The 25,942-nt window shown below is 62.2% G+C and carries 24 protein-coding genes; 12 read left to right on the top strand and 12 right to left on the bottom strand.

Annotation, left to right across the window (positions count from 1 at the left end):
- Positions 1-19 precede the first annotated feature (19 nt).
- Both NMAG_RS03985 and NMAG_RS03980 read right to left on the bottom strand, forming a co-directional pair.
- Positions 20-898, bottom strand: coding sequence for an SDR family oxidoreductase (locus tag NMAG_RS03985; protein WP_004216610.1), 879 nt, complete (start codon positions 896-898; stop codon positions 20-22).
- A gap of 166 nt (positions 899-1,064) precedes the next feature.
- Positions 1,065-2,753, bottom strand: coding sequence for an acyl-CoA synthetase (locus NMAG_RS03980; RefSeq protein WP_012996423.1), 1,689 nt, complete (start codon positions 2,751-2,753; stop codon positions 1,065-1,067).
- Positions 2,754-3,027: 274 nt separating this feature from the next.
- Here NMAG_RS03980 and NMAG_RS03975 point away from each other — a divergent pair, with 274 nt between their 5' ends.
- Positions 3,028-3,525: a hypothetical protein gene (locus NMAG_RS03975; protein WP_004216608.1), complete on the top strand. Its 498-nt coding sequence runs from the start codon at positions 3,028-3,030 to the stop codon at positions 3,523-3,525.
- A gap of 117 nt (positions 3,526-3,642) precedes the next feature.
- Entirely contained in the window at positions 3,643-4,575 is a 933-nt protein-coding gene (locus NMAG_RS03970) for a ferritin family protein (RefSeq protein WP_004216607.1), read from the top strand.
- 391 nt (positions 4,576-4,966) lie between these two features.
- Here NMAG_RS03970 and NMAG_RS03965 read toward each other — a convergent pair whose 3' ends face one another.
- Entirely contained in the window at positions 4,967-5,617 is a 651-nt protein-coding gene (locus NMAG_RS03965) for a helix-turn-helix domain-containing protein (RefSeq protein ID WP_004216606.1), read from the bottom strand.
- A gap of 134 nt (positions 5,618-5,751) precedes the next feature.
- Positions 5,752-6,543 carry an SDR family NAD(P)-dependent oxidoreductase gene (locus NMAG_RS03960; RefSeq protein WP_004216605.1) on the bottom strand — a complete coding sequence of 264 codons (792 nt, stop codon included), beginning with the start codon at positions 6,541-6,543 and terminating at the stop codon, positions 5,752-5,754.
- 127 nt (positions 6,544-6,670) lie between these two features.
- Here NMAG_RS03960 and NMAG_RS03955 point away from each other — a divergent pair, with 127 nt between their 5' ends.
- Positions 6,671-7,321: a metallophosphoesterase family protein gene (locus tag NMAG_RS03955; protein ID WP_004216604.1), complete on the top strand. Its 651-nt coding sequence runs from the start codon at positions 6,671-6,673 to the stop codon at positions 7,319-7,321.
- A gap of 415 nt (positions 7,322-7,736) precedes the next feature.
- Positions 7,737-9,149 carry an aminotransferase family protein gene (locus tag NMAG_RS03950; protein ID WP_004216603.1) on the top strand — a complete coding sequence of 471 codons (1,413 nt, stop codon included), beginning with the start codon at positions 7,737-7,739 and terminating at the stop codon, positions 9,147-9,149.
- Positions 9,150-9,187: 38 nt separating this feature from the next.
- On the opposite strand, the gene NMAG_RS03945 is transcribed toward NMAG_RS03950, so the two are convergent.
- Positions 9,188-10,489: a threonine synthase gene (locus NMAG_RS03945; RefSeq protein ID WP_004216602.1), complete on the bottom strand. Its 1,302-nt coding sequence runs from the start codon at positions 10,487-10,489 to the stop codon at positions 9,188-9,190.
- Between the two features lie 148 nt (positions 10,490-10,637).
- Here NMAG_RS03945 and NMAG_RS03940 point away from each other — a divergent pair, with 148 nt between their 5' ends.
- Positions 10,638-11,072, top strand: a complete 435-nt coding sequence (locus tag NMAG_RS03940) for a universal stress protein (protein ID WP_004216600.1) — start codon at positions 10,638-10,640, stop codon at positions 11,070-11,072.
- A gap of 8 nt (positions 11,073-11,080) precedes the next feature.
- Here the strand turns inward: NMAG_RS03940 and NMAG_RS03935 are convergent, their stop codons facing one another.
- The 4 genes from NMAG_RS03935 to NMAG_RS03920 form a co-directional block, all read right to left on the bottom strand.
- Positions 11,081-11,290, bottom strand: coding sequence for a hypothetical protein (locus tag NMAG_RS03935; RefSeq protein WP_004216599.1), 210 nt, complete (start codon positions 11,288-11,290; stop codon positions 11,081-11,083).
- A gap of 133 nt (positions 11,291-11,423) precedes the next feature.
- Positions 11,424-12,251, bottom strand: coding sequence for a fumarylacetoacetate hydrolase family protein (locus NMAG_RS03930; RefSeq protein ID WP_004216598.1), 828 nt, complete (start codon positions 12,249-12,251; stop codon positions 11,424-11,426).
- Between the two features lie 30 nt (positions 12,252-12,281).
- Positions 12,282-12,629: a cupin domain-containing protein gene (locus NMAG_RS03925; RefSeq protein ID WP_004216597.1), complete on the bottom strand. Its 348-nt coding sequence runs from the start codon at positions 12,627-12,629 to the stop codon at positions 12,282-12,284.
- Complete coding sequence (locus tag NMAG_RS03920) at positions 12,626-13,414, bottom strand: SDR family oxidoreductase (protein ID WP_004216596.1); 789 nt, start codon at positions 13,412-13,414, stop codon at positions 12,626-12,628. The genes NMAG_RS03925 and NMAG_RS03920 overlap by 4 nt, the downstream gene beginning before the upstream one ends.
- A 431-nt stretch (positions 13,415-13,845) precedes the next feature.
- Between NMAG_RS03920 and NMAG_RS03915 the strand changes: the two genes are divergently transcribed.
- Complete coding sequence (locus NMAG_RS03915) at positions 13,846-14,640, top strand: IclR family transcriptional regulator (RefSeq protein ID WP_004216595.1); 795 nt, start codon at positions 13,846-13,848, stop codon at positions 14,638-14,640.
- A gap of 50 nt (positions 14,641-14,690) precedes the next feature.
- Here NMAG_RS03915 and NMAG_RS03910 read toward each other — a convergent pair whose 3' ends face one another.
- Positions 14,691-15,992, bottom strand: a complete 1,302-nt coding sequence (locus NMAG_RS03910; RefSeq protein ID WP_004216594.1) for a nickel pincer cofactor-dependent isomerase, group 22 — start codon at positions 15,990-15,992, stop codon at positions 14,691-14,693.
- A gap of 141 nt (positions 15,993-16,133) precedes the next feature.
- On the opposite strand from NMAG_RS03910, the gene NMAG_RS03905 reads away from it, so the two are divergent.
- From NMAG_RS03905 to NMAG_RS03885, 5 genes are all read left to right on the top strand, one after another.
- Positions 16,134-17,246 (top strand): mandelate racemase/muconate lactonizing enzyme family protein, encoded by a 1,113-nt coding sequence (locus NMAG_RS03905; RefSeq protein WP_004216593.1) that lies wholly within the window; start codon positions 16,134-16,136, stop codon positions 17,244-17,246.
- Between the two features lie 227 nt (positions 17,247-17,473).
- A complete protein-coding gene (locus NMAG_RS03900; protein ID WP_004216592.1) occupies positions 17,474-18,691 on the top strand; it encodes a mandelate racemase/muconate lactonizing enzyme family protein in 1,218 nt (405 codons plus the stop codon).
- 405 nt (positions 18,692-19,096) lie between these two features.
- Positions 19,097-19,282 (top strand): hypothetical protein, encoded by a 186-nt coding sequence (locus NMAG_RS03895; RefSeq protein ID WP_004216591.1) that lies wholly within the window; start codon positions 19,097-19,099, stop codon positions 19,280-19,282.
- A gap of 255 nt (positions 19,283-19,537) precedes the next feature.
- The gene (locus NMAG_RS03890) at positions 19,538-20,746 is read left to right on the top strand and encodes a CaiB/BaiF CoA transferase family protein (RefSeq protein WP_004216589.1); all 1,209 of its coding nucleotides are present in this window, start codon (positions 19,538-19,540) and stop codon (positions 20,744-20,746) included.
- A gap of 151 nt (positions 20,747-20,897) precedes the next feature.
- Entirely contained in the window at positions 20,898-21,524 is a 627-nt protein-coding gene (locus NMAG_RS03885) for an NAD(P)-dependent oxidoreductase (protein WP_004216588.1), read from the top strand.
- 513 nt (positions 21,525-22,037) lie between these two features.
- Here the strand turns inward: NMAG_RS03885 and NMAG_RS03880 are convergent.
- Positions 22,038-23,738, bottom strand: a complete 1,701-nt coding sequence (locus NMAG_RS03880) for an acyl-CoA mutase large subunit family protein (RefSeq protein ID WP_004216587.1) — start codon at positions 23,736-23,738, stop codon at positions 22,038-22,040.
- Between the two features lie 114 nt (positions 23,739-23,852).
- Here NMAG_RS03880 and NMAG_RS03875 point away from each other — a divergent pair, with 114 nt between their 5' ends.
- Positions 23,853-24,731 (top strand): 3-hydroxyacyl-CoA dehydrogenase family protein, encoded by an 879-nt coding sequence (locus NMAG_RS03875; RefSeq protein WP_004216586.1) that lies wholly within the window; start codon positions 23,853-23,855, stop codon positions 24,729-24,731.
- A gap of 28 nt (positions 24,732-24,759) precedes the next feature.
- Here the strand turns inward: NMAG_RS03875 and NMAG_RS03870 are convergent, their stop codons facing one another.
- A complete protein-coding gene (locus tag NMAG_RS03870) occupies positions 24,760-25,893 on the bottom strand; it encodes an acyl-CoA dehydrogenase family protein (protein WP_004216585.1) in 1,134 nt (377 codons plus the stop codon).
- Positions 25,894-25,942: the final 49 nt, after the last annotated feature.

The raw sequence follows: 25,942 nt of genomic DNA, 5'->3' as shown, positions 1-25,942 counted from the left end.
TACACCCCAATTCAATGGGTTACTCGTCCGACCGGCTATACTCCGGATCGAACAACTGCGCCGACCCCGGCGCTGGATCGCCCTCGGTGAGGTTGTACCGCGAGAAGTCCTCGACGCCAGCCTCCTGCAGTAGCTCTTCGTCGTACACCGCGTTCCCAGTGAACGAGGCCGGATCACGCGAGAGGATCTCGAGTACCGTGTCGGAAACGATCTCGGGCGTCCGCCAGTCGTCCTCCGTGCCGAGTCCGAAGTACCGCGTCGCACGCGTATCGATCGCCGTCACGGGCCAGAAGGTGTTGCAGCCGACGTTGCCGTCGCCGAGTTCGCTCGCCATCGAGAGCGTCAGGAACGACATACCAAGCTTGGACCACGCGTAGGGCGCTTCGCCGGGTGCACGGTCGATCTTGACCGGCGGCGCGTTGGTCAACAGCCAGGCGTTCTCGACCTCCCGAAGGTGGCCGGCGAAGGCTCGCGAGACGAGGTAGGTGCCGCGGATGTTGACGTCAGTCATGAGATCGAACCGGTTCGGCGGCAGATCCTCCACCGTCAGCAACTGAATCGCGCTCGCGTTGTTGATGACGATGTTGACCTCACCGAATTCGTCGATAGCGCGCTCGGCTGCAGCGTTGACCGCCTCCTCGCTCCGAACGTCGAGCTGGATCGGCAGCGCCTCGACGCCGTGTTCGCGCGCCTCGCGGGCCGTCTGCTCGATCGACCCTTCGAGGTCCGGGCCACTCCCGTCTTCGCTCTCGTCTGCGTCTTTCTCGCTCGTCTTCCCCGTTGAAACGATGTTACAGCCCTGCTCGGCCAGCGCGAGGGCGATTTCCTTGCCGATGCCACGAGTCGTTCCGGTGATGAACGCCGTCTGTCCGGAGAGGTCCGGTTTCTGGAGTGCCATACCCGATCATCTGTCGGCATCAGTATAAACTTACGCCACGGGGAGAGTTCAGAGCGCAGCTGGGACCGGTCGGAACGGGGTCCAGTTGGGGTAACTCGAGTGCCCGTTCGACACGCCCGAAATAGCTCTCCCCTCTCCCTCTCATTCCGCTAGCCGCCCTCCCAACCTAGTCGCGAAGCGACCGCCGCCGGATCTTGCCGGTCGTGGTGGTCGGAAGTTCGTCGACGAATTCGATCTCCTGTGGGTATTCGTACTCCGCGAGGCGCTCGCGGACGAGGGTGCGGATTTCTTCGCGGAGTTTCGCCGCATCCGCCACCGCAGTGGCAGGCTGGACGAATGCTTTGATCGCCTCGCCGCGGGTTTCGTCCGGGACGCCGACGACGCCGACCTGTTCGACGGCGTCATGGTGGAGGATTGCCTCCTCGACTTCCATCGGACCGACACGGTAGCCGCTGGTGAGGATCACGTCGTCGGTCCGCGAGACGAACCACAGGTAGCCCTCGTCGTCACGTTCGACGAGGTCGCCCGTCCGGAACCAGCCGCTCTCCGTCTGCTTGGCTGCCGTCTTCTCCGGAAACCCCCAGTACTCGTTGAAGAAAACCCGCCGATCGTCCGGCTTGACGGCTAACTCGCCCACCTCGCCCTCCGGCACCCGTTCCTCGGAATCAGGATCGAGAATCGCCACCTCGTAGCCCGGGAACGGCTTGCCCATACTCCCCGGCCGCGTCTCGAACCACGAGGAGTTGCCGACGACCAGATTGAGCTCCGTCTGCCCGTAGAAGTCGTTGATCCCCACATTGGCGAACGTCTCCTGCACCCAGTCGACCACCTCCGGAGTCAGCGGCTCACCCGCTGAGGCGAACGTCTCGAGTGCAAGATCGAACTGCCCCTCGGGATCGTCGACGCCCATCAGCATCCGGAGCGCGGTCGGTGGCATGAACGCCTTGGTTACCCCGTGGCGTTCCATGAGGTCGTAAGCCGCCTCGGGGTCGAACCCCTCCCGCGGCCAGCCGACGATCGTACAGCCGTGGTGCCACGCGGCGAAGAGCGTCCCGCCGAGTGCAGCGCCCCAGGCCCAGTCCGCGGGCGTCCACAGCGTCGCCTCGCCCTCCGCGAGCCCCTGCTCGAAATAGTTGTACGCCGCCGCAGCACGGCCGAGCCACAGCGCGTGACTGTGGAGGACACCCTTCGGCGGCCCCGTCGACCCGCTCGTGTACATAATCGCTGACGGCGTCTCCGGCGTCGCATCGTAGACCTCGATCCCTGGCTCGTGCGAAGCGAGCAACTCGTCGAAGGCGTACGCATCGCCGTCGACCGAGTCGGCGGTGCCGAGTTCGATCACGGACTCGAGTGCGGGACACTCGTCACGAATTTCCTCGATGGTTCCGCGGACGCTCGGATCGACGACGACGGCGGTGGCCTCGCTGTCCTCGAGGCGGTACTGGAGTGCGTCCCGGCCAAAGAGAACGGTAAGCGGCACTGACACCGCGCCGAGTTTCCAGTTTGCGAGGTGGGTGATCGGGTTCTGGGGTTTCTGCGGGACGACGACGCCCACGCGATCGCCGGCCTCGACGCCGAGGTCGGCGAGTGCGGCGGCGAGCCGGTCCGAACGGTCGTCGAGGTCGTCGAACGTGTACGTCTCGATGGTGTCCTCGGTGGAGTGCGTTTCGCTGTCGCCGTTTCCATCTTCCTTGTCGCTTTCGCCGGGTCGCTCGTATCGGAGTGCGACACGGCTTGTATCGTCGTGTTTGCGAAGGAAGTCGACAGCCGGGTTAAAGTCGTCTGGGAGGTCCCACTCGAACTCCTCGCGAGCACGGTCGTAGTCGTCGAACGTCGGCATCACCGTCCAACTCATGATATGACCACACATCACACGGACCCCACATAGCGTTTGTCGACTGGGCGAGTGTCGCAGTAGTGGTGAGCAAGAGCGGCGAGTGTCACGTGGGTGAGGAGCGAGAGTGGCGGAGTAGCATGTGAGCGGAGTGAGAGCGATGAGTGACACATAAGAAGTGAGTAGCACATGAAAATCTATTGTCACATGAGAACGGAGAGAGCAGGCGAGGGCGCATAAAGGATACAACGAGACAGGGGAAGACCTACCCGCTAGTCGTCCTCACCACCGATAGATGCAACTCGAACAGTCACCCCAGGAGGCCGCCTGGAGCGGAACGGTCCCCAGCGCACTCGACGCGCGCGTGCTCGGTCTGATCGTCGTGATCGCCGGCCTCGCGGCGTCGGTGAACGTCCCCTACGGCGGCGTTCCGCTCGCTGTCGCCGCGTTCGTGCTTCTTGCCGGTGCCGGTATCGTCGTGCACGTCCTCGGTGAGCGAAAACTGCGCCGTATCACCGACGGGCTCGTCGACCGCTGGATCGAGGCCGGCGGTGCGATCGAAGACGTCACGAAATCCTCCGATGGCATGCGAACGGAGTGGACCGTCCACACCCCAGATGGTACGATCACGATCGGCGGCATTGCCCTCGTCCCACTGTCTCGACTCTCGGTGGAGTGGCAGGGCGTCGGCGACTCGATGGACGCAAGCGAGGCCGCGGACAACATGGACCAGCTCGCAGCGACGCTCTACGAGGAAATTTTCGAAATCGGCTCGGCAACGCAGCGATCGTAACGCTGGCGACTTGCTCTGCCACCAACTGTTCTCCTTTCCGCGGAAACCACTCCTTTGTCGTTGTTATCAGTTTCTGGAGGACCTGTATTTTAATACTCGGACAGAATACCGTGGTACATGGCAACAGAATACACGCCGACCGAGATGATGGATCGGGACTCCCGATCGAACCGGTACTATCGGAACGCGGTCGAACGCCACTGGGATCCTGGCGAGATCGAACTCGAGCAGGACGTCGAGAACCTGCTCGCACACATCGAGGCGTCGGACGAGTACGACCAGTCCTACTGGGACCGGACGCTCAACGGCATCGCGAAGTTCGGTGCCGGCGAGGACGCCGTGACGGAGGACCTCGCACCGCTCGCAACGGTGCTCGACAACATCGACGATCAGCTGTTTCTGACGACACAGTTGTACGAGGAGGCCAAACACGCCGACTTCTTCGACCGCTACTGGCGCGAGGTCATCTGGACCGTCGAGGACGAACTCGGCTGGGAGCGTTCGAATCCGCGAAACGACAAGTGGTTCAACGACCCCTACGTCGAACTGTTCGACCGCAACCGGAAGGCACAGTACCGGCTTCTCGAGGACGACACGCCGGAAAACCGCGCGAAAGCCTACTGCCACTACCACCTCACCGTCGAGGGAATCCTGGCCCAGACGGGCTACTACGGGATGCAGACCTCCTACGGTGGCGAGTTCGAGGAGCTACCCCACCTCCCCGGTCTCGTCGAGGGCTTTACGAAGATTCGCAGCGACGAGGGTCGTCACGTCGGCTTCGGCATGAATCAACTCAAGAAACTGATCGCGGAGGGTGTCGATCCGAACCTCATCGAAGACACCGTTCACGAACTCGTGCCGCTGGTCCAGGGAATTACCGAAGACGAGCGGTTCCAGCCCGACGACGAGGCAGAACGCGTCGGACTCGAGGACGGCGCACTCGCGGCCTACGCCGTCGAAAAGCATACGGACAGAATGCAACAGATCACAGACGCCGCAGCCGAGATTCCGGACGTCGACGAACTGGTTCAGCTAGAGGGAGACGACTGAGGTGGCCGCGAGGTGGCCGCGTCCTACCGCAGTCTCGCCGTCTGCAGGGCCCGTCTGCGAGCCCGAAGAGCGACTGCCAGTCTCCGATTACGAACTCGTGAATTCGAAATTTGTCCCTTCGCAGTTGGGACAGGTGGTCTGATTCTTCGGCGCGGGGGCCACGCTGTCCTCGGACATGTAGACGTACTCACAGCCGATACACTCGACGTAGTTCTTCACGTCGGCAGCCTCTCGAAGAAGCGCCGTGTACTTCTACCGGCGGGGGCGACAGTCGTCTCTGGTCGAGTCGACGGCTGGTCCATACCCACGGGTCGGTCAGTTCCACACACAAACCAGTCTATGGGTGGCGGACGGGTAGTCCTAACTTTTGCTTGGGTAATACCTTTATACGTTACTCAGACGGTCGGACCAGCGTGCTTGCGATCAATCTTCTCGTGCCTCGCTGGAGGCGCGAAGCGAACGCTTGCCTCGTAATATCGAGCTCCGCAGCGATATCCTGCTGGCTCGCCTGTCGCGGCGAATCGAAGTAGCCGCGCGCGTAGGCGAGCGTCAGTGCCTCGCGTTGAGCGTCAGTAAGGTCGTACTCCTGGCCAGAACGCAACGGCGAGAGAGCGTGGAGCTCAGTTAGTTCGACCGGGATATCGTGATCCCGGCAGTACGTCTGAAAGTCGGCGACATCGGCCTGACTCTCACCGCGAATCTCGAACGTCCACTTGTCTTCGCGCCCGATTGCAGAAACCAGTGCCACGTCCGTCTCGAGTATCGCCGACAGGACACTCTCGTAGTTGAAATTCCAGTCGATTCGAACGAACAGTTCGTCGTCGACGGTATCGATGATCCGAAGGTCGTCGATTCCGGGATGGGTGATTCCCTCGAGATCAATCTCTTCTGAATCGACATCCTGTAGCCAGAAGTACGGGATCAACACCTGCGTCGCCGGGACGACTCGGTCCAGTTCGATCTGTGCTGCGGGGAACTTCTCAAAGACCTCCGCGAGGGGAAAAGTCCCCTGTGTCGCGACGAACGAGGCTTCAATGGCCATGGCGTAGGTACGACGGGTCTGGTTAAGTGTGTGAGGGCTGACAACCCATCCTGTCCCAGCGGCGGCGTGGCCACCGACTGACGGGGCGGCCGTGGTTGGGCCCGCTGGCAGTAGTAATCGGGATACCCGTCGGCTCAAAAGCTAAAGAGATCGACACCGCCGGTGACACCGATTACCTGCCCCGTCACGTACGACGCTTGTTCTGAGCAGAGGTAGGCGACCATGTTGGCCACGTCCTCCTCCGTGCCGAGATGGCGCATCGGCGTCGCCTCGGCGATTCGCGCGTAGTACTCGTCGACGTGCTCTCGGAGTTCGTCCGGCCCCATCTCGGCCCACGCCCCGACGACGATGTTCGGTGCTACCACGTTCGACGTGACACCGGACTGCGCGCCCTCGAGTGCCATCGTTCGTCCGAGGCCGATCATCGCGGCCTTCGTCGCCGAGTAAGAGACCTGCCCGAAGCCGCCGTACCAGCCGGCCATCGAGGACATGGTGACGACGCGACCCCAGCCCCGCTCACACATCCGCGGAAAGACCTCCTTGCTCACGTTGTACGTCCCCGTCAGATTGATCTCGATATCGCGCTCCCAGATATCGTCGTCGTAGCCGTCGACTCGCGAGCGCGCATCGACCATCGCCGCGTTGTTCACGAGAACGTCGACACCGCCAAACTCGTCACGGACTCCCTCCATCGAGGCCGCGACATCGTCGCGATCGGTGAGGTCGCACTCGAGTGCCATCGCCGTGCCGCTGTCTGTGCCGGTATCCTCGTTGATCTCGCTGGCTACGCGGTCGGCACCATCTGCATCCACGTCGAGAACCACGACGTTCGCGCCCTCGTTCGCGAGAATTCGACAGTCCGCGCTCCCGATCCGTCCGGCGCCGCCAGTGACGACGGCTGTCCGTCCCTCGAGTCCGAAATCCATCTCGGCGCTGACTACTTCGAGCGCTTATTTAAATTTGCGTGTCATTCACACGCTTTATCGGTGCCGATTGCCCGGCTCGCCGACCAACGACAGTATCAGCCTCGCGCTCGTCAGACCCAGCAGACATATGCTCGTTCTCGGCGATGCCCACGCCTCCGACCCGGCTAAGCGAGCGGCGCTACTCGAGTGCTACCGCACGGACGACCCCGAGCACGCCCTGCAGGTCGGCGACCTCGAACTGTACGATCTGCCAGCGCCGACCTGGTTTATCGCCGGCAACAACGAAGACTTCGATGTCATCGACGCGCTCCGCGCGGGCGAGAGACCAACAGAAGTGAACAACGTCCACCTCCTCGCGAGCACCGTTGCAACGGTCGACGGACTCCGTGTCGCCGGTCTCTCCGGGAATTTCGCGCCGACACAGTACGATCGCTCGCGAGACGAACTCGAGGGCGACCGACGGCGGCACTTTACCCACGAAGACGTCGAACAGGCAGCCGAACGCTCCGATATCGACGTCCTTCTTACTCACGAAGCACCGACCGGGCTGCTCTCCTACGGCTACGACCCAGGCTGCGAGCACGTGACAGCCCTCCTCGAGACGCTCTCGCCGGACCTCTGTCTCGTCGGCCACCACCACACCCACCGCGAGCGCGAGATTGCGAACACCAGCGTCGTGAGTCTCGCACCGGCCTGGGAGCGGTACTACACCCTGGACCCAGAGCGGTTGGTACTCGAGTCCCACGAGCACGAGTTTGGTCCCGACTCCGAAACATGATTGCTGACTGTTAAATACGTTCAAACGTACTCTCTCTACCTTGGATGTCGGGATTCGTATCGAATGTGTACTATACTAAGAGAGATGGATTAATCTGCAAGTCAAACACGATATTTCTGGGTGATCGATCAGTATCTCCTGAGAGAAAGTGGATGGGACCAAAATTTGGATAGTAAGAACACCCACACGCCCCGAATCTTCCAGTTGCTTCGGGACGCCACTTTGCTTTGCCGAACTCACGAAACAGCTATGGATGTACTCGAAGAGTGATAAGAGTACAGATCATACAGTCTTCAGATAGTAATAGCTGTCTTTCCACAAACACTCTCCGTTCCAAACAGTTACTCGTGAATCAGTACTCGTCTTCCCGACCAGTCGGGAAACGTTTACAATGGTCGCCACTGCCTCTCCGTGCATGGGAAGCACACCCTCGATCTTCTACAAGTGGGGCGGCGGAATCGGTCCCGACCACCTCACCATCGACACGGCACACGACGAGTTTCTGGTCACCGACGACGGTCGCGAGATTATCGACGCAGCGTCGGGCGCTGCCGTCGTCAACCTCGGCCACTCCGTTCCCGGCCTGGAAGATGTGGTCAGCGACCAGCTCGCGGACGTCTCCTACCTCAGTCTGTCACACTTCACGAACGAGGAACCGGAACGTCTCGCCGACCAGCTCACCGAACGCGCACCCGGAGATCTGAACAGCGCCTTCTTCGTCACCTCCGGTAGCGAGGCCAACGAGTCGGCGTTCAAGCTGGCTCGCGCCTACCACCGCGAGCGCGGGAACGACCGCAAGCACAAGGTCATCGGCCGGTGGCAGGCCTACCATGGCGCGACGCTCGGTGCACTGTCGGCGTCGGGCAACACCACCCGCCGCGACGGCTACGAATCACAGCTGCAGGGCTGGCCGCACATTTCGCCAGCCTACCCCTACCGCTGGGAGCACGACGGCACCCCAGAAGAGCAGGCCGTCGCCGCCGCACAGGAACTCGAGACGACGATCAAACAGGAGGGTGCCGAAACGATCGCAGCGTTCATCGCCGAACCGGTCTCCGGCGCGAGCATCCCCGCGGCACACCCACATTCGGCCTACTTCGAGGAGATCCGACGGATCTGCGACGAGTACGACGTGTTGTTCATCGCCGACGAGATCATGACCGGCTTCGGCCGTACCGGGCCGCTGTTCGCGATGGAACGCTTCGACGTGGTTCCGGACATCCTGACAGTCGGGAAGGGACTCTCGGCGGGCTACACGCCGATCAGCGCAGCGCTGGTCAGCGACGAGATTTCGGCTGAGTTCGACGCGAGCGACCCTGCGGGCGGCTCCTTCGATCACGGCCACACCTTCGCCGGCAACCCGCTCTCGGCGGCCATCGCCTCCCACGTCGTCGCGCAGTACTCTGACGACGTACTCGAGACGGGCCGCGAGCGCGGTGAGCAACTCGTCGACACGCTCGAACCGCTACGCGATCATCCGATCGTTGGCGACATACGCCACGCCGGCGCGATGATCGGACTCGAGTTCGTCGCGGATCGAGAGACGAAGCGACCGTTCGATCCCGACGTGGCCGTCAACAAGCGGGTGTACGAGCGCGCGATGGAACAGGACGTCTACACCTATCCAGGCTCGGGCTCCGTCGACGGCGTCGCGGGCGACCACCTCATGCTCGCGCCGCCGCTGACGGTGAGCGAAGAGTCGGTCGAAGCGATCGGCGACGCCGTCGTGACCGCGGTCGAGGACGTGGCCGCCGACCTCGAGCGCGAGGGGGTACTCGAGACCGGTGTAGATTCCCAGCTCGAGTCCGAGCCCGATCCCGCCGACTGATTGCGGTTCGTACGCCTGCGATCAGCGAACCTCAGTCCTCAGGACTCGACGACAGACGCGAGTTCGTGTTCGAGGTCCGCGAGGTCGATGTGGCGGCTTCGCGGCTCCGTCTCGACTGACTCCTTGTACCCGGAGCCGGTTAGAATCGTAACGACCAACTCGTCTGCTGCGATCTCGCCGCGGTCCGAGAGCTCTCGAACTCCCGCGAGCGCGACTGCGCTGGACGGCTCGACGGCGAGACCGGCGTCCGTCGCCAGCCGGTCCATCGCCTCGCGCGTGGCCTCGTCGGGGACGGCAACGACCGCGCCATCGGTATCGCGAGCGGCCGTGAGCGCGCGGGTGCCACTCGGCGGGTCGCTGTTCGCGATGGAGACAGCAATCGTCTCATCGGCGTCGATCGGCATTACCTCCTCGCGGCCCTCCCGGAAGGCCGTCGCGATTGGATCGCACGGCGCTGCCTGCACGAAGTAGAGCCGCGGAACGTCGTCGGCTGCGAGCACGCCACTCCGGGTCAGTTCTCGGAGTGCTTTCCAGACGCCGCTGGCCTGGCCGCCGCTGCTGACCGGGAGGACGATCGCGTCCGGTGCGGTCGACGCGGTCGACGCCGTCGACGAGGACGGCACGCCCGGCGAAGACGGCGCGTTCGGGGACTCCAGTCGAAACTGCTCGAGTAACTCGTACGCAATCGTCTTCTGGCCGGCCACCCGCAGCGGCGTATCGGAGTTGACGAACGTGATACCGGCGTCGCCGTCAGTATCGAGCGCGAGCGTCTCCTCGTAGAGCCTGCCATACTCTCCCTCGACGCGGAAGATATGCGGATCGTGCCGAGCGAGCAAATCGAGCCGTTCCGGCGGAATATCCGCCGGGACGAAGACGGTGCACTCGAGTCCGGCCGCCGCGGCGTAGGCGCTGGTGCTCAGGGCCATGTTCCCGTGGGAGACGGTGCCGATCCAGTCTGTGTCGGTGTCGAGGGCGTGGGCGACGCCGACGGCGGTGCCGCGGTCTTTGAAGCTGCCGGTGGGGTTCTGTCCCTCTGGCTTGAGGTGTAGCTCGCAGCCGGCGAACGAGTCCAGTGCACCTGCGCGGACGAGCGGTGTCGAACCGGGCGGCAGTGTAGTCGTCTCGGGTGCGGAAACCGGGAGGACGGCGTCGTAGCGCCAGATACCGGTCGTCGCCGGATCTTGTTCCGTTGCTTGGGCTGTCTCTGTGGGCCACTCGAATTCGTCCACATCGAGATCGAACCAGAGCGGTTCCCCGCAGGAACATCGCGTGCGGTCGCCGTGGTCATACGTGCAGCCACAGTCGTAACATCGGAGTCGGGCCTGCGAACTCGCCGTCATCGTTCTCGTCAGTGCCCTCTCGTGCAGACACCAAAACGTTTGTTCCGCTCGTCGCCACCTCGGGAGTCGGACAGCAGCCTTGTTCTCACAGCAGACACACAGACACTCTGACACGACATTTAAGATGGTGGTCGCACAGTGATAGCACATGTACCGGGTTTTGTTACCAGTGGATCAAGACGAACGACGAACCGAACAGGCAGCCTCGATCATCACCTCACTCCCCGGCGACCCCGAAGATATCGAGGTAATCGCGCTCAATGTGTTCAAGGAGTTCGATGTAACCGGCGAGGGTGGCCGCGTCAGATCCGAGGACGTCTACGACGAAACAGACTTTCCCGACAGCGCCGCGGCGATCCTCACGGACCTCGAGGAACAGGGAATTACCGTCGACGCACGGCGGGAACACGGCGACCCCGCGGAGACGATTCTGGAGACCGCAACGGAGATGGACGCAGACGCCATCGTGATGTCCGGCCGCGACCGAAGCCCGACCGGGAAGGTGCTGTTCGGCAGCGTCACCCAGTCGGTGTTGCTCTCGGCGGACCGACCGGTGATCACGATGATGGACGGCGACGAGTGAGAACCCTCTCAACGAATGTAGAGTACGTATACCATAATCGAGAGCCCAAAGACGATGCTCCCGACGACGGCGACGACGAGGCCGATTAGCTGATCGAACTGCAGCAGGTAGACGATTACGAGCGTAAACGCAGCGTACAGAAAGGCGATGTAGACGCCGAATCGAAACCACTCCTCGTCGATCTCGAACGTCACCTCGTCACTGCCCTTCGAGCTCATGGGAGTAGCACCGGTTGGTGAGTGATTGGGTCCCAAGATACCTGTAGGTTTCCCGCCTCGGCGCATGTTTAAAAGTGCCCGACGGTTTCGTCCGGTTGGCCGGTGTCGACCGCCTTCGAACGGTTCGAACGGGTCAGCGAACGACCGGTGCCTCTACAGATCCGATCGACTCCACGCTCGCCTCCACGTAGTCACCCGGCTCGAGTGGCTCCGCGCCAGGCGTCCCCGTGCTGAACAGGTCGCCCGGCTCGAGTGTCATCACGTTCGAATGGAACGAGACGATCTCTCGCGGTGGGAACAGCATGTTTCGGATCTCGTTCTCGGCCGCCACCTCGCCGTTGACGATCGTCTGAACAGTCAGCTCCTCGAGTGCGAGCGAATCCTCGTCCTCGGGGACGGCGATCGCGGGCCCGACGACGATGAACGAGTCGAAGCTCTTGGCGCGGGTCAGGAATCGCGGGTTGCGCTGGAGGATGTCCTCCGCGGTCATGTCGATGACCGGCAGGTAGCCGGCGATCACGTCGTCAGCGTCGCGCTCGGCGACGTTGCGACACTGACGGCCCATGATGACCGCGAGTTCGGCCTCGGCCGTAACGCCGTCGGTCTGCTCGACCGGTGGGAGTTTGATCGGGCCGCCGGGACCGGTGAGCGCGCTGGCCGGCTTCATGAAACTCGCCGGCTCCTCGGGGCGCTGTTCGTCCAGATCGCCGGCGTGTTCCTCGTAGTTCAGGCCGATCCCCCAGAGCTTGCCGAATTTGGCGAGCGGCGGGGCGAACTGGATGTGTTCTGGGTCGGTTCGCTCAGCGGGGACGTCGTCGAGGTCGGGCAGCGTGCCGGCTGCAGCGCGCGGGAGTGCGTCGGAGACGCTTTCCAGTTCGGGCGCGGCTGCCGAAAGCGGGACGTAGCCCTCGTCGTCGCCGAGGAGTGGCTTTCCGTCGAGAGTGCGTGCGAGATACTTCATCGGTAGAGGTGAGTCGAATCGATCCGCTGTTCAGTCGTCTCGATCCGTCCAGAAGTCGAACGAGCGGCCCGGTGCGAACACGTCGAGGCCGACAGCCAGTTCGTCGCCGGTATTCTCGACGCGGTGGCTCTCCCAGGCCTCGAGCAGGACGGAGTCGTACTGCTCGAGCGTGATCTCGTCGTCCTCCGTGGCGACCGTCAGTTCGCCCTGCAGGCAGAGACAGACCTGCTCGTTCTCGTGGTCGTGCATCGGCGAACTGTGGCCCGGCGGCTTCTCGAACCACTCGAAGGAGAATTTGTCGCTGCCGGCCATCGAGACCCGTCGCCAGCCTTCGTCAGGCTCGTAGGTCTCCGCGTCGTCGAACTCGACCGGCTTCATAGGTTCGCTCCGGTCGAACCGCCGTCGATCAGAACGCTTTCACCGTTGATGTAGCCTGACAGCGGCGAAGAGAGGAACGCGACGGTGTTACCCAGTTCCATCGGGTCGCCAACGCGTTCGAGTGGGTTGCTCGCCCAGTCGTCGAGCCCCTCCTCGTAGGAGTCGTAGTCGCCGCGGTCGACGGCCTGATTGACCAGATCCTCGATGCGCTCGGTCTCGTGAGGTCCGGGGAGGACCGCGTTCGTCCGCACGTCCGGTGCGAACTCCTTCGAGAGGGTCTTCTCGAGTCCGATGACGCTCATCCGCACAGAGTTCGACAGCACGAGGCTGTCGATCGCTTCCTTGACGCTGCGGGAGGTGATGTTGACGATCGTTCCTTCGTCGCTCTCGCGCAGGTGCGGTTCGGCCTCGCGGGCGAGCCGAACGACGCTCATCACGAGCAGATCGTAGGCGTGATACCAGTCGTCGTCGTCGGTGTCGAGGAACGGTCCGGACGGGGGACCGCCAGCGCTCGTCACGAGGTGGTCGATACCGCCGAACTCGTCGACCGTCGTCTCGACCAGTGTCTCGATGTCGTCCTCGTCGGTCAAGTCACCGACCTGGGCGACGACCTCGCCAGCCGCTTCCGCCTCGATTTCTTCTTTCGCGTCCGCGAGACGATCCTCGTCGCGGCCGTTGATCACGACGTTTGCACCCTCCCGGGCGAGCGCCTTCGCAGACGCCTTTCCAAGTCCACTCGAGGACGCCGTGACGAGTGCCGCGTTGCCGTCGATCTGTAGATCCATATCGTCCGTAAGCCCAGAGGAAAGCGGCAAAAAGGTTCGCGTTGCGGTAAGGTTGTACATGCCACAAAAGCCAGTCGATTTCCGCCCTGTGGAAAGTGCGGGCACAACGTATGAAGACCCTACTAACAGTACTTTTGATCAGTCATATGTTCTCTCAGCCAGTCCTGTCAGAAACAATCACAACTTGAATTACAGCTGTACGTGTGTAATACCCAACCCGTTTGACTCAGCGAAAGGAAGTGTATACAGATCATATTCCATCGTGATGAACGTCAGTAGTAGCATCTCTACAACAAAGTGATCACTGTTACAGCGTAGAACACCTCGTTCTTCCTTCCTGGACCGCTTCGATGAAACCGTCTGGTTCACAGATAGTTTTCTGCTGTTCCGAATAGCGGAATCACTAAGTACCGATCCGACAGAGTTGTGCTATGGTGGAACGGAACAAGGAAACGATTCAAGCGACGAAAACCAGCTTCGAGATCGTCCACACGCTCCAGGAGATCGGACCCGCCCGACTCTCGGAGATTGCAGCGGAACTCGAGTTGGCCGAGAGTACGACCCACCGCCACCTGCAGACGCTCCACGACATGCGGTACGTCTCGCGTGACGGCGAGCGATATCAGATTGGCCTGCGGTTTGCGCGACTCGGCCGTGCCGCACAGACGCGCGATCCGGCCTACGAGATGACACAGCGCCACGTCGAGGCGCTCGCCGAGGAGACCGGCGAGCGAGCACAGTTCGTCGTCGAGGACCACGGCCTCGGGATCTACCTGCACGTGGAGACGGGGAGTCAGGCCGTCCGCGTCGGCTTCGGCGTCGGTCGGCAGATTCACCTCCACTCTTCGTCGGCCGGGAAGGCCATTCTCGCCCACTACCCACGCGAGCGCGTCGACGACATTCTCGACCAGTGGGGACTGCCCGCTCACGCGGCGAACACGATCACTGACCGCGAGGAGCTCTACGAGGAACTCGAGACGGTCCGCGAGCGCGGCGTCGCCTTCAACCGCGAAGAACACGTCGACGGACTCAACGGGACGGCTGTGCCGGTCAAGCGCGACGGGCGAGCAATCGGCGCGCTGGCCGTGGCCGGTCCCTCGCACCGACTGACGGGCGAGTGGCTCGACGAAGAGATTCCAGATATGATGCTCGCCGCAGCGAACGAACTCGAGTTGAACGTGACCTACGCGTCCGATGCGAGTTCCCGAGACCACATCGTAGAGTAACGGTCGGTCCACCACTGCTGAGTTCTTCTGTAGCGCGCTCTCAACGGGTATCAGGCCTCGAAAACCGCCGTTCCGTCCTCGAACTGCAGGGTCGCTCGCTCGATAATCGTAAGTTCTCCCCGTTCGCCGAGTTCCTCGGCGAGCGCCTCGGAGACGTAGAACTCGCCAAGGTCGGTCGTGTTCTCGATCCAGGCGACCCGAACTGTGTCAGGATCGTAGCCGCCAAGCGCGTTCAGCGCGACCCGAAGTGCGATTTCGTCATCCGGTGCGACCGGCGGTAGTTTCGCCTTGGCGAGCGACCCGCTCGTGAGCGCGTTTGCGTAGACCTTCTGAATCTCGAGCTGTTCGATGGCTTCTTTGCGGGTGATGTCTGCGAGACCGATGCCGTTACCGTTCCCCTTCGTCTTCTCCGTGAGCCCGCGTGCGTAGATCAGGTCGATCGCGGGATTTTCCGGGTCGGGCGCGTTGATCACCCGATAGCGGCCGATGACGTTCGTATCCATCCCTGCACCCGAAATCTCCTTTCCGAGTTCGTCTACCACGAGCAGGTCAATCTCGTCTGTCGGCAGCGTCGCCATCTCGTCGTACGCGCGCTCGAGGAGCGCTGGCTCGCGCGACTCGAGTTCGGCGGCCGGAATCGCCTCGATGTGGCCGGTCTCCTCGTGGAAGTTCTCGACGAGTGCGAGACCGCCGAGCAGCGGGACGGCATCGCGAATTGCGTCGGTCAGCCCCTCGATCGTCGGCACATAGCCCTCCGAGAGCGCCGTCGAGTGAAACGCCTGTGCACCGCGCTGTTTGCCGAGGCCGACGGTGAGCATCTTGCAACAGCCGCTCTCGATCCGCCCGCTGAAGTTGGTGTGAGGTTTGACTCGGTTGATCACGAGCACAGCATCGGCCTCGAGTGCGGCCGCGGAGAAGTAGACCGGCGTCGTCACGTCGCCGATTTCGACCTCGTCAATCTGTTCGACAGCCATCGTGGCCTCGATCGGTGCGCCGAGACGGTCCTCGGTGATTCCGAGCGCCTCGAGCACCTCGCGCTGGCCTTCGGGCGTCGCACCACCGTGACTTCCCATCGCGGGAACCACGATCGGATCGAATCCCTTCTCGTCGAGGTACGAGACCGTCTCGGTCGTGACATCGCTGATGCCGTGAATCCCTCTGCTGCCGACGCCGACCGCGACGGTCGCACCCGACTCGAGTTCGTCGAGTGCGAGCGTCGCCAGTTCCGAGCGGACCGTCTCGAGTGGGTTATCGAGCGTTTCCGTCTCGGGTTCGTATCGTACACGGGCGAACGTCGGCGTCGCTTGCGGTTCGATCAGCTCTCCGAGGTCGCGCCGATCGGGGAACTCCATGGCTGGTTGTTTTAATGCCTGGCATATATACTATCGGCTCGTAGCGCTGTCCCATCCCGCGTCATCGAGCCGAACAGTATCTCCAGGGGATACTTGCCGGATGGTGCGCGGTTTTTGGTATCGTTTCACGTGTGCTCGACTGTGGAGATCACAGCAATCGAGAGCGTCCCCGTAGAGATACCGCTGGCGTCGCCGGTCTCGTTCTCCAACCGGACGCTGACGTACCGCGATCACGCGATCACCTACGTCCGGACGGCAGACGGCCGCGAGGGCGTAGGATACTCCCTCGGCTACGAGGGAGCACATCTCATCTCGGAAGCCGTCGAATCGCTCCTCGAACCGATGCTGCTCGGTGAGGACCCCCGAGATACCGAACGCCTCTGGCGCGAGATGTACGACGGCACCGTCCAGATCGGGCGCTCTGGCATCCTGTTGCGCGCAATTTCGAGCGTCGACATCGCGCTGTGGGACCTGAAGGCCAAGGCCGCTGGTCAGCCGCTGTACAAGTTACTCGGCGGCTACGCCGACGACGTCCCATCGTACGCGAGCGGTGGCTACTACCGCGACGACAAGGGACACGAGGGCCTGCGCGAGGAAATGCGGCGCTACCTCGATGAAGGACACGACGTGGTTAAGATGAAGGTCGGTCGCCGCTCCGTCGAGGAGGAGACAGAACGCGTCGCCGCCGTCCGCGAGGAGATCGGCGACGAGCGCACGTTGTTGCTCGACGCCAACGGCGGGTGGTCGAACGCGACCGAGGCAATTCGAAACTGTCGTGCGTTCGAACCCTACGACCCGTACTTCATCGAGGAACCCGTGATGATCGACAGCACGGAGTCGATGACTGCAGTCAACGAGGCGATCTCCTACCCCGTCGCGACGGGGGAACTCGAGGGCCCACGCTACGATTTCGAACGTCTGTACAGCGACGGCGCGGCGACGGTGCTGCAGCCGGATGCGACGGTCTGTGGCGGGATCACGGAGTGGCTCAAGATTGCCCACCACGCCGCCGCACTGGACGTTCAGATCGCGCCACACTACAACTGGAACCTCCACGCCTCACTCGTGGGATCGATCGAGAACGCCCTCTGGGTCGAGTACTTCTACCGCGATATGGACGTGAAGGTCTTCGGCGATATCGTCGTAGAGCCGCTCTCGCCGGACGATAACGGCATGATCCCGCTTCCCGACGAGCCGGGACACGGCGTCCAGATCGACAACGATGCGGTCGAAGAGTTTCGACGCGAGGTCTGAGAGAGACAACTCGAGGCGCACCCGATCAGATCCGTGCAACGGTCGTCCGACCACGAGACTGACGGGGTGCCAAGAGAGCTAGCCGACAGCGACACAGAGAGCCAGGAATCACAGTCGACAGCGACACAGAGAACCAGGAATCACAGTCGACAGCGACACAGAGAACCACTGCCGACAACACTCCAAGACGACAGACAGCTAACACGAGAGAGAACGATCGAGACACAATGAAAGACTTCTCCAACCAGATCACGAACCGAGCAGAATCGCGCGACGTCGAAATCACCGACATCAAATCCTGTGTCGTCGAGGGTAACTTCGAGTGGAACCTCATCAAAATCGAAACCGACGCCGGCGTCACCGGCATCGGCGAATCCTACCGGGGCGGCGGCGTCCCCGAACTCGTCGAGTACACCAAACGCTTCCTGATCGGCGAGAACCCGCTCGACGTTCAGCGCCTCTACCGGCGCATCATCCAGGAGATGTCCGGCCACGGCGGCACCACCGGCAAGGTCATCACCGCCGCCTCCGGCATCGAAATCGCCCTCTGGGACGCCGCCGGCAAGATCTTAGACGTCCCGGTCTATCAACTCCTCGGCGGCAAACTCCGCGACGAGGTCCGCATCTACTGTGACTGCCACGCCGGCGAGGCCTACGCCGTCGACGACGGCTACACCGAGTACGCCGAGGCCGACGCCTACTCGCCCCAGGCCTACGCCGACGAGGCCCGCCGCGTCGTGGACATGGGCTTTACCGCCCTCAAATTCGACCTCGACGTCGAGATGGACAACGACCCGGACCCGTACAACGGCCGTCTCAGCAACGCCGCAATCGAGCACAAACGACAGATCGTCGAGGCCGTCCGCGAGGAGATTGGCTACGAAATCGACCTCGCGTTCGACTGTCACTGGGACTACTCCGTCGAGAGCGCGAAGCGCCTCGCCTACGAACTCGAGGAGTACAATCTGATGTGGCTCGAGGACGCCGTCCCGCCGGAGAACATGGAGGCCCAGAAGGAAGTCACCAAGGCGACACGAACACCGGTTGCGACCGGTGAAAACCGCTTCCGCGTCTTCGAACTCTCGGACCTCATCTACGACCACGGCGTCGACATCGTCACGCCCGACCCGACCACCGTCGGCGGCCTCGGCGAAACCATGCGCATCGCCGACCGTGCCGAAGAGAACTACATCCCCATCTCGCCGCACAACGTCTGCAGCCCCGTCGGCACGATGGCCTGCGTCCACCTCGGCGCAGCGATTCCGAACTTCGACGTACTCGAGTACCACGCGCTCGAAGTCGACTGGTGGGACGACCTGATCCAGCGCGAGGAGCCGCTGATCCAGGACGGCTACATCGAGGTGCCGGAGACGCCGGGTATCGGTGTGGAGCTCGACGAGGATGTCGTCGAGGAGCACACACTCGAGGGGACGTCGGGGTTCTAACGACTACGTTGGAACGAATGGGCTGAACCAGTTTCGACGATGTGGGTACGCGAGGTCGACGGGGCCGGATGTGGGCCTGCCCCAAACCAGACCTGGTCGGGACCCACAACGGAGGGTGGGGTGTGCTTAGCATACTGTGATCGCTGCACCCGCGAACAGGAAGGGCTGGTTCCCGACTCATGGCCCTGGTCTTCGAGTCGAGATGTGGGATTTCAGATCCGAGATCCGAGGTCCGGGGTCCGGGGTCCAGGTGTTGGGATTTGAGGTTTGAGATTTGAGAGTGGGGATTCGAGTGTCGGTGACAACTACTCCACGGTACTGATACGTGATGAGGAGTGGAGACACAACTGTGTGGTGTGCTCGCAAAACGTATGGTTTTAACAGTGCCCACGCTCTATCTTGGGTATGTCCCGAGACGAGACGATTGGATCCCGGCTTATCAACACGCTCGACGATCTGCACCAGCGCTACGACAACGCAGCTGACGGCGTTCGAGCGTACATTCCTACCCTCGTCACGATCACTGAACTGATTCTTGCAGTCGGCCTGTTCGTGATGCTCGCTTACTGGCTGGTTCTTTACCTCGGCTGATCGGTCCGAGAGACGCTCGTCATTCTTCGTTCTTCGTTCTTCGTTCTTCGTTCTTCGTTCTTCGTTCTTCGTTCTTCGTTCGTTTCCTCCCTCGAGATAGTCCACGTTGCGACACAGTTCGTCTGGACTGACACGGGCACCGGTCAGTCAGTACACATCGTCTCGGTCCGAGCCCCGTTCGAGTACCGTCCAAGAGTCCCAACGCACCTTCCGAGAACGGAGCGCTCATTACATGTGAGAACACCATCAAAGACGATGGCACCCCCGACGTCGACACCGACCGCGGCACCGAACGCGAACACGCCACTCGAGGGCGTCCGCGTCATCGACTGTACGCAGATGCTCTCGGGTCCGTTCGCGACCCAGCTACTGGCAGATATGGGCGCAGAGGTCATCAAGATCGAACGCCCCACACGCGGGGACATCACACGGAGCGTCGGCCCCGAGATCGGTGACTCGGGGATCACCGCCTACTTCGCCTCGCTCAACCGGGGCAAGCAGAGCATCGAACTCAACATGGCCTCCGAGGAGGGCGCGGCCGCACTCGAGTCCCTTGCAGAAAGCGCAGACGTGCTCATCGAGAACTACCGGCCAGGCACGATGGACAAATGGGGGCTCGGCTACGAAGACCTCCGTGAGGTCAACGAGAATCTGGTGTACTGTTCGATCTCGGGCTTTCTCGAGGGGCCGTACCGCGAGATGCCGGCGTTCGATATGGTCGTCCAGGCGCTCGGTGGCAGCATGAGTATCACCGGGCAGGCGGACGGGCCGCCGGCGCGACCCGGGATTCCGATCGGCGACATTTGCGCTGGCATGTACGCCGTCATCGGGATCACGACGGCACTGTACAACGACGAGGGCCAGTACATCGACGTCCCGATGTTCGAGGGACTGGTCTCCTGGCTGACAGAGCGCGCCGGTCGCACGTTCGTTACCGAGGAGCCGTACCCACGCCAGGGAACCGTCCACCCCTCGCTGGCACCGTATCGCACCTTCGAGACCGCAGACGGCTGGTTCGCCGTCGCGATCGGTAGCGACGACACCTGGACCGGGTTCTGTGAGGCTATCGACCGGCCTGACCTCGCGGACGACGACCGCTTTACGGTCAACAACGACCGCGTCGCCAACCGGGACGCGCTGACGACCGAACTCGAACCGATCTTCGCGAACCGGACGAACGACGAGTGGTTCGACCTGTTCCGCGATCAGGGGCTCCCAGGCGCACCCGTACAGAACACCGTCGATGTCTTCGAAGACGAGCATCTCAAAGAGAGCGGCACGCTCGATGACCTCACCATCGACGGCGTCGACCTCCCGTTCCCGATCTGTCCCATCGAGTTCTCCGGGTCGACGACCCGCTCGGGCCACGAGCCACCACAGCTCGGCGAGCACACTGAGTCAGTGCTCTCGAGTGTGCTCTCTGCTGACGCACTCGCGGCTGTCCGCAGCGGGTCCGAGAACTAGCGGGTACCGACGCGGAATCAACCACGACCACTTTTGCTGCCGGTTGCGTCTCCTGCTGTGGGTGAACAAATTGAGTACAGGGAGACCCCAGTGAGATAAATCGTCACTACAGAAGGATACCCGCGCCGTCGCCGAACACGCGATCACGCTCATGCTCGCCGTCCGCCGTCGCCTCCTCGGCGCTGACCAGCGCCTCCGAAGCGGCGAGTGGGAGGGCCACGGCACCACTGACGAACTGCGCGGCGACACCATCGGCCTCTTTGGCTGTGGCGACATCGCCCGCATCGTCGCCGACCTCGCAACCGGCCTCGGCATGACCTGTCTCACCTACGACCCCTACGTCGACGAGGAGACGCTGCCCGACTCCATCTCGGCCGTCGACTCACTCGAGTCCCTGCTCGAGCGCGCGGCCGTACTCTCGATCCACACCCCGCTCACGCCCGAAACGCGACACGCCATCTCGCACGACGAACTCGAGTACCTCTCGCCGTCGGACATCTTGATAAACACCGCCCGCGCCGAAGTCGTCGACACGGAGGCGCTGGCAGGGGCACTCGAGTCCGATGCGATCGCCGGCGCAGGAATAGACGTCTTCGAAGCGGAACCGCCGACACCAGAGGGACCGCTGTTCGAGCACGAGAACGTGATTCTCACACCCCACATCGGTGCGCAGACGACGGAGTCGTTGCGAAACATGAGCCTCGAAGCGGCGACAAACGTCAAGTCTGTCTACGACGGTGAGTTGCCAGCAACGACGATCAACGATGGGGCGTTGTGAGTCCGGAGGCGGCTACATACAGTGGGTGTAACGGGAGAGTCGACACTGGTATAGTAGCCACTGCAAGTCACTGCACACCTGATCGCCAGATGACTCGGCGATCAGTGTGTAACTAGTTGCAGTTATTACTATATTGGTACTGGTACCGGGCGATTTGTGATCGGTACGAGTCCAATAGCGAAACGGATCGCTCTCGAGTAGTGACCGCACTATCGCAGCGCACATACACATTCGGAGAGGAATATAACTACTGAGATTTCACTAAAATGGCTATTCTGGGCGGTCGTGCTGTCTAAGACAGCTACCTGGCCAATCTCACTCCTCTAATGCTAACATATGGTGTTTTGCTCTTCGGAGTACTCGAGTACTATGCGGTAGTCAGTCCTCTGTGAAACTATTCACTAACACCGACTTAGGCCGCTGATAGTGAGAAAATCCGGGGAAGCGATTCAGATGAATTGTCTTAACTGGGACTGGATATGTCGAAAGAAATTGTATATGTATACCCTGAGATTAGACTGGGCTCAGCTCTTCCTGATACGCCCCGTGATGGTCTTCGAACACCTGCATGATCTCACCCATCGTCGCGTAGGCTTTCACCGCGTCGACGATGTACGGCATCACGTTCTCGTCAGTCTCGATCGCCTCAGAGAGCGCCTCGAGTGTTGCATCGACTGCCTCGTCGTCGCGTTCTTCCTTGACATCCTCGAGACGCCCAAGCTGGCGATCGCGGGTCGTCTCGTCGATCTTGAGAATCTCGGGCGAGGTGTCCTCCTCGATGGTGTACTCGTTGACGCCGACAACGACCTCCTCGCCGCGCTCGACGCGCTTTTGGTACTCGTAGCTCGACTCCTGAATCTCGCGCTGGAAGTAGCCCTGATCGATGCCGTCGAGGACGCCGTCGCGGATCGAGCCGTCGCCCATCTCCTTGATGTCCTCGATGTAACCCATGATCTCGGCTTCCATCTCGTGGGTCAATTTCTCGATCGCGTAACTGCCGCCCATCGGGTCGACGATGTCGGCTGCGCCGGATTCCTCGGCGATGATCTGCTGGGTGCGCAGGGCGACCCGGACCGCCTTCTCGCTCGGCAGCGCCAGGGCCTCGTCGAAGCTGTTGGTGTGTAGCGACTGCGTGCCGCCCAGAACGCCGGCAAGCGCCTGAATGGTGACGCGGGTGATGTTGTTCAGCGGCTGCTGGGCGGTCAGCGACTGGCCGGCGGTCTGAGTGTGGAACTTGAGGCGCTTCGACTCGTCGCGCTCGGCGTCGTACCACTCGTCCATCACGCGGGCGTAGATCCGGCGCGAGGCGCGGAACTTCGCGACCTCCTCGAAGATCGAATTGTGGGAGTTGAAGAAGAAAGAGAGCAGCGGGGCGAACTCGTCGACCTCGAGTCCGCGGTCGAGACAGTCCTCCACGTAGGCGAAGCCGTCCGCGAGCGTGAACGCGGCCTCCTGTGCCGCCGTCGAGCCGGCCTCGCGGATGTGGTAGCCGGAGATGGAGACCGGGTGGAACTTCGGCGTCTCGTCGACGGCGAACTCGATGGTATCAGTGACGATATCGAGCGAGGGCTTCGGCGGAACGACCCACTCTTTCTGGGCGATGAACTCCTTGAGCATGTCGTTCTGGAGAGTTCCCCGAATCTCCTCGCGCGGGACATCCTGCTGGTCAGCCAGTGCGATGTACATCGCGTAGATGACCGCCGCAGAGGGGTTGATTGTGAAGGAGGTCGACACCTCGCTGATGTCGATTCCATCGAAAAGGATCTCCATATCCCGCAGGGTGTCGACCGCGACCCCCTCCTTTCCGACCTCGCCCTCACTCATCGGGTGATCCGAGTCGATGCCCATCAGCGACGGCATGTCGAACGCCGTCGAGAGCCCCGTCTGCCCCTGATCGATCAGGTAGTGGAATCGCTCGTTCGTCTCCTCTGCCGTCCCGAAGCCGGCGAACTGGCGCATCGTCCACGTCCGCCCGCGGTACATCGTCGGGTACGGGCCGCGCGTGTACGGCGGTTCGCCGGGGAACCCGAGATCCTCGTCGTACTCGAGATCCGCGATATCTTCGGGGGTGTAAAGTCGGTCGACCTCGTGGTTCGAGATCGTCGCGAATCGGTCCTGGCGCTCACCGTGGGACTCGAGTGTCGGCTCGAGTGTGTCATCGGCCCACCGTTCCCGTTGTTCGCGAATCTGGTCTATCTCTTCCTGGTCGAACATTAGTGTGGACATCTCTGGCAAGAATCTAAAGTCTTGTTGTTACTCTCTGAACGGTCGTCCGGTGTTGGGTGCCGATCCGGCACACTTATACTGATCGTGACAGCACAGCAGCGTATGTCACAGGACCACCGCCAGAGCCTGGATTCGATCGACAGCGTCGGCGTCGTCGGCGCCGGAACGATGGGCAGCGGCATCACACAGGTCGCCGCAACGCATGGCTACGACGTCATCGTCCGCGACATCGAACAGGAGTACGTCGAGAGCGGCTTCGAGACCATCGAGAACAGCCTCGGTCGCCTCGACGACCGCGATTCACTCCCGGACGGCGAGGACACTGAGACGGTCCGTAACCGAATCGAGGGCACCACCGAACTCGACGACCTCGCCGACTGTGACCTCGTCGTGGAGGCCGCACTCGAGGACCTCGATGTCAAACGTGACATTTTCGCTGACCTCGACGACATCGTTGACGACGAGGCCGTGCTGGCGACGAACACGAGCACGATTTCGATCACGTCGATCGCAAGCGCGACCGAACGCCCCGAGCGCGTCGTCGGCCTGCACTTCATGAACCCCGTCCCGATTATGGAGGGCGTCGAGGTCGTCGTCGGCGAGAAGACGACCGACGAGATCACCGCGCTGGCCCACGAGTTCGCCGAGGCACTCGAGAAGACCACCTGGGAGTCCGACGACAAACCTGGCTTCGTCACGAACCGGATTCTGATGCCCTGGATCAACGAGGGGATTCGGGCCTACGACGAGGGCGTGGCCACGAAGGAAGATATCGACGCGGGGATGGAACTCGGAACGAACGTCCCGATGGGGCCGCTCACGCTGGCCGATCACATCGGTCTCGACATCTGTCTGCACGCCTCCGAGACGCTGCACGAGGAACTCGGTGATCGCTACCAGCCGGCCTACCTGCTGAAGCGGAAGGTCGAGGCGGGCGAGTTGGGGAAGAAGACGGGGAAAGGGTTCTACGAGTACGAGTAAGCCGGAAGCCGATACGGGTGTCCGGACCTCAGTTCGACTTCAGATCTCGTGCGATAATCTTCTTCTGGATCTCGCTGGTTCCCTCGTAAATCGTCGTGATCTTCGCGTCGCGGTAGTAGCGCTCGACGTCGAAATCCTTCGTGTAGCCGTAGCCGCCGTGGACCTGCACCGCCTCGTTTGCCACGTCGACGGCTGCCTCGCTGGCGAAGTACTTCGCCATGGCTGCCGCCGTCGGGTCGACGCCGTCCTCGTTCTTGCGCGCGGCGTCGCGGGTGAGCAGGCGGGCGGCCTGCACGTCGGTCTGCATGTCCGCGAGTTTGTGCCCGATCGCCTGATGCTCGATGATCGGCTGGCCGAACTGCTCGCGCTCGTTCGCGTACGCGGTCGCAGCGTCAAGTGCCGCCTGCGCAACGCCGACAGCCTGACTCGCGATGGCGATCCGGCCACCCGTGAGGATTGAAAACGCTGCTTTGAGTCCCGACCCAACCTCTGTCAGGCGATTCTCCGCCGGAATCCGCACGTCGTCGAAGATGAGTGTCGTCGTGTCGCTCGCGCGCAGCCCCAGTTTGTCCTCCTTCTTGCCGACCTCGACGCCGTCGGTGTCCTTCGGGACGAGGAACTGGGTAACAGTATTCGGGTCGTCGCGGTCCGTCTTCGCGAACAGCACGACGACGCCCGCGCGCTCACCGTTCGTGATCCACTGCTTCTTGCCGTTGATGACGTACTCGCCGGCGCCTTCGTCGAGTTTGGCTTCCGTCGTCATCTCGGCCGGGTTCGAGCCGGCGTCGGGCTCCGAGAGCGCGAACGCGCCAACGGGCCGGCCCGAGACCATCTCCGGGAGCCACTCCTCGCGGTGGTCGTCGGTACCGAACTCGCGGATACACGACGTTGCCAGGCAGTGAACCGACAGGGCCGTCGCCACCGCGAGATGACCGTAGGCGAGTTCTTCGTTGACGATGCTGTACGTAATCTCGTCGACGTCCATCCCGCCGTACTCCTCGGGAACGGTGAGCCCGGTCAGGTCGAGGTCGGCCAGTTCGTCCCAGACGTCCTCTGGAAACGTCTGTGACTCGTCGGCTTCGTGAACACCCTCTCGAACCTCGTTTTCGACGACTTCTCGGACCGTCTGCTGAATAAGCTCCTGTTCGCTCGTCAGTTCCATGGACGAATATTCGTGAGGGACCTACTAAAGTGTCCGATTCACGGAGAAC

It is taken from the genome of Natrialba magadii ATCC 43099, from assembly GCF_000025625.1.
Taxonomy (GTDB): domain Archaea; phylum Halobacteriota; class Halobacteria; order Halobacteriales; family Natrialbaceae; genus Natrialba; species Natrialba magadii.
The sequence above is the reverse complement of the archived record's forward strand: the minus strand, read 5'-3'. Positions and strand labels throughout refer to the sequence as shown.

Excerpts from the sequence above, each read along its gene's own strand:
- NMAG_RS03985 (WP_004216610.1), bottom strand. The coding sequence starts at position 898 with ATGGCACTCCAGAAACCGGACCTCTCCGGACAGACGGCGTTCATCACC.
- NMAG_RS03980 (WP_012996423.1), bottom strand. The coding sequence starts at position 2,753 with ATGAGTTGGACGGTGATGCCGACGTTCGACGACTACGACCGTGCTCGC.
- NMAG_RS03975 (WP_004216608.1), top strand. The coding sequence starts at position 3,028 with ATGCAACTCGAACAGTCACCCCAGGAGGCCGCCTGGAGCGGAACGGTC.
- NMAG_RS03970 (WP_004216607.1), top strand. The coding sequence starts at position 3,643 with ATGGCAACAGAATACACGCCGACCGAGATGATGGATCGGGACTCCCGA.
- NMAG_RS03965 (WP_004216606.1), bottom strand. The coding sequence starts at position 5,617 with ATGGCCATTGAAGCCTCGTTCGTCGCGACACAGGGGACTTTTCCCCTC.
- NMAG_RS03960 (WP_004216605.1), bottom strand. The coding sequence starts at position 6,543 with ATGGATTTCGGACTCGAGGGACGGACAGCCGTCGTCACTGGCGGCGCC.
- NMAG_RS03955 (WP_004216604.1), top strand. The coding sequence starts at position 6,671 with ATGCTCGTTCTCGGCGATGCCCACGCCTCCGACCCGGCTAAGCGAGCG.
- NMAG_RS03950 (WP_004216603.1), top strand. The coding sequence starts at position 7,737 with ATGGGAAGCACACCCTCGATCTTCTACAAGTGGGGCGGCGGAATCGGT.
- NMAG_RS03945 (WP_004216602.1), bottom strand. The coding sequence starts at position 10,489 with ATGACGGCGAGTTCGCAGGCCCGACTCCGATGTTACGACTGTGGCTGC.
- NMAG_RS03940 (WP_004216600.1), top strand. The coding sequence starts at position 10,638 with ATGTACCGGGTTTTGTTACCAGTGGATCAAGACGAACGACGAACCGAA.
- NMAG_RS03935 (WP_004216599.1), bottom strand. The coding sequence starts at position 11,290 with ATGAGCTCGAAGGGCAGTGACGAGGTGACGTTCGAGATCGACGAGGAG.
- NMAG_RS03930 (WP_004216598.1), bottom strand. The coding sequence starts at position 12,251 with ATGAAGTATCTCGCACGCACTCTCGACGGAAAGCCACTCCTCGGCGAC.
- NMAG_RS03925 (WP_004216597.1), bottom strand. The coding sequence starts at position 12,629 with ATGAAGCCGGTCGAGTTCGACGACGCGGAGACCTACGAGCCTGACGAA.
- NMAG_RS03920 (WP_004216596.1), bottom strand. The coding sequence starts at position 13,414 with ATGGATCTACAGATCGACGGCAACGCGGCACTCGTCACGGCGTCCTCG.
- NMAG_RS03915 (WP_004216595.1), top strand. The coding sequence starts at position 13,846 with ATGGTGGAACGGAACAAGGAAACGATTCAAGCGACGAAAACCAGCTTC.
- NMAG_RS03910 (WP_004216594.1), bottom strand. The coding sequence starts at position 15,992 with ATGGAGTTCCCCGATCGGCGCGACCTCGGAGAGCTGATCGAACCGCAA.
- NMAG_RS03900 (WP_004216592.1), top strand. The coding sequence starts at position 17,474 with ATGAAAGACTTCTCCAACCAGATCACGAACCGAGCAGAATCGCGCGAC.
- NMAG_RS03895 (WP_004216591.1), top strand. The coding sequence starts at position 19,097 with ATGTCCCGAGACGAGACGATTGGATCCCGGCTTATCAACACGCTCGAC.
- NMAG_RS03890 (WP_004216589.1), top strand. The coding sequence starts at position 19,538 with ATGGCACCCCCGACGTCGACACCGACCGCGGCACCGAACGCGAACACG.
- NMAG_RS03885 (WP_004216588.1), top strand. The coding sequence starts at position 20,898 with ATGCTCGCCGTCCGCCGTCGCCTCCTCGGCGCTGACCAGCGCCTCCGA.
- NMAG_RS03880 (WP_004216587.1), bottom strand. The coding sequence starts at position 23,738 with ATGTTCGACCAGGAAGAGATAGACCAGATTCGCGAACAACGGGAACGG.
- NMAG_RS03875 (WP_004216586.1), top strand. The coding sequence starts at position 23,853 with ATGTCACAGGACCACCGCCAGAGCCTGGATTCGATCGACAGCGTCGGC.
- NMAG_RS03870 (WP_004216585.1), bottom strand. The coding sequence starts at position 25,893 with ATGGAACTGACGAGCGAACAGGAGCTTATTCAGCAGACGGTCCGAGAA.